Origin of the sequence: Eudoraea sp., assembly GCF_049665975.1 — a bacterium.
GTDB lineage: Bacteria > Bacteroidota > Bacteroidia > Flavobacteriales > Flavobacteriaceae > Eudoraea.
The window spans coordinates 1-1586 of the sequence record NZ_JBATGR010000333.1 but is presented as its reverse complement, the minus strand read 5'-3'; the positions used below and the strand labels follow the sequence as shown (position 1 = coordinate 1586).

The following is a 1586-nucleotide window of genomic DNA, read 5'->3' as shown; positions in this document are numbered from 1 at the left end:
TTATAGAGAGAGAATCTGATATAGAAACTGTTTTTAAGCAAGGGAAAGTCAAAGCGGTTTTAAATATCGAAAAAGATTTCAGTCAAAAGTTAATCAAAGACGGCAAAGCTCATGTACAAATAATCACAGATGCCACAGACCCTAATACGGCTAATACGATCTATAATTATGTGACGGCAATACTTCAAAAATATCAGCAAAGTCAGAATGAATCTGTGGGGCTTCCCTATCAAATAGTTTCGCAAACACGGATGGTCTACAACCCTGAGCTAAAAAGTGTTTTTATGTTTGTACCCGGCGTTATGACAATTATTTTAATGCTGGTTTCGGCCATGATGACTTCTATTTCAATTACCAGGGAAAAGGAATTAGGCACCATGGAAATTCTATTGGTTTCGCCTTTAAAACCTTTTCAGGTAATTGTAGGTAAGGTTGTGCCTTATATTTTTCTTTCGGTAATCAACGCAGTTGTCATTGTTGTTTTAAGCATTTTTATTTTTAAAATGCCGGTAGAAGGAAGTATCTTTTTATTGGGGCTGGAAAGCGTTTTGTTTATAATTACAGCATTGGCATTGGGAATTTTAATCTCTACAATAGCAACAACACAACAAACGGCTATGATGATTTCCTTAATGGGGTTAATGCTTCCTGTAATTTTGTTATCAGGCTTTATCTTCCCAATAGCCAGCATGCCTTTGATTTTGCAGGTCATCAGTAATTTAGTCCCGGCCAAATGGTTTATCATTATAATAAAAGGGATAATGCTTAAAGGTGTCGGGCTTCAGTTTATTTGGAAGGAAACTCTGATTTTACTTGTAATGACGGTATTTTTTATTGGGTTGAGTGTCAAGAAATATAAAATCCGGTTAGAATAATGAAAACGATCGGATATATCATACAAAAGGAGTTTAAGCAGATCTTTCGAAATAAAGGGATGCTTCCTATTATCTTTATTTTACCTCTGGTCCAACTGGTTATATTGGCAAATGCCGCAACTTTTGAAATTAAAAACATCAAATTTGCGTATATAGATAATGACCACACGACAACCTCCAGGGCGCTGCTTGAAAAGTTTAGTGCTTCTACCTTTTTTAATGTTCTGACCAACTATTCTTCCGAAAAACAAGCGAATTCTGCAATGTTAAATGGAGATGTGGATGTGATTCTGGAAATACCACCCTACTTTGAAAGGGATTTAATAAAAGAAAAACAGAATAAATTAGGGCTTACCATAAATGCCATAGATGGTGCAACGGCTGGTGTAGAAAGTGTATATGTAAGTCAGATTATACAAAGTTTTAATAAGAATCTAAGAACTGAATTGATGCAGGTTTCAGATAAAATAGTAAGACCAGTTCAGATCACAACAATTCCTTCTTTTTGGTATAACGAAACCTTGAATTATAAAACTTTTATGGTCCCCGGAATATTAGTATTGCTCGTAACCATGATTACCCTGTTCCTTTCCGGGATGAATATTGTACGTGAAAAAGAAATTGGCACTTTAGAGCAAATTAACGTAACACCCATACGCAAGAGCCAGTTTATTATTGGGAAACTATTTCCATTTTGGATAATAGGTATGG

The 1586-nt window shown here is 35.2% G+C and carries 2 protein-coding genes; both read left to right on the top strand.

Annotation, left to right across the window (positions count from 1 at the left end):
* The coding region (locus tag WBN20_RS11595) for an ABC transporter permease (protein ID WP_424281789.1) at positions 1-875 on the top strand (875 nt) is incomplete at its 5' end.
* Positions 875-1586, top strand: a 712-nt coding sequence (locus WBN20_RS11590; RefSeq protein WP_424281788.1) for an ABC transporter permease, incomplete at its 3' end; no start/stop codon positions are given. The genes WBN20_RS11595 and WBN20_RS11590, both read left to right, overlap by 1 nt.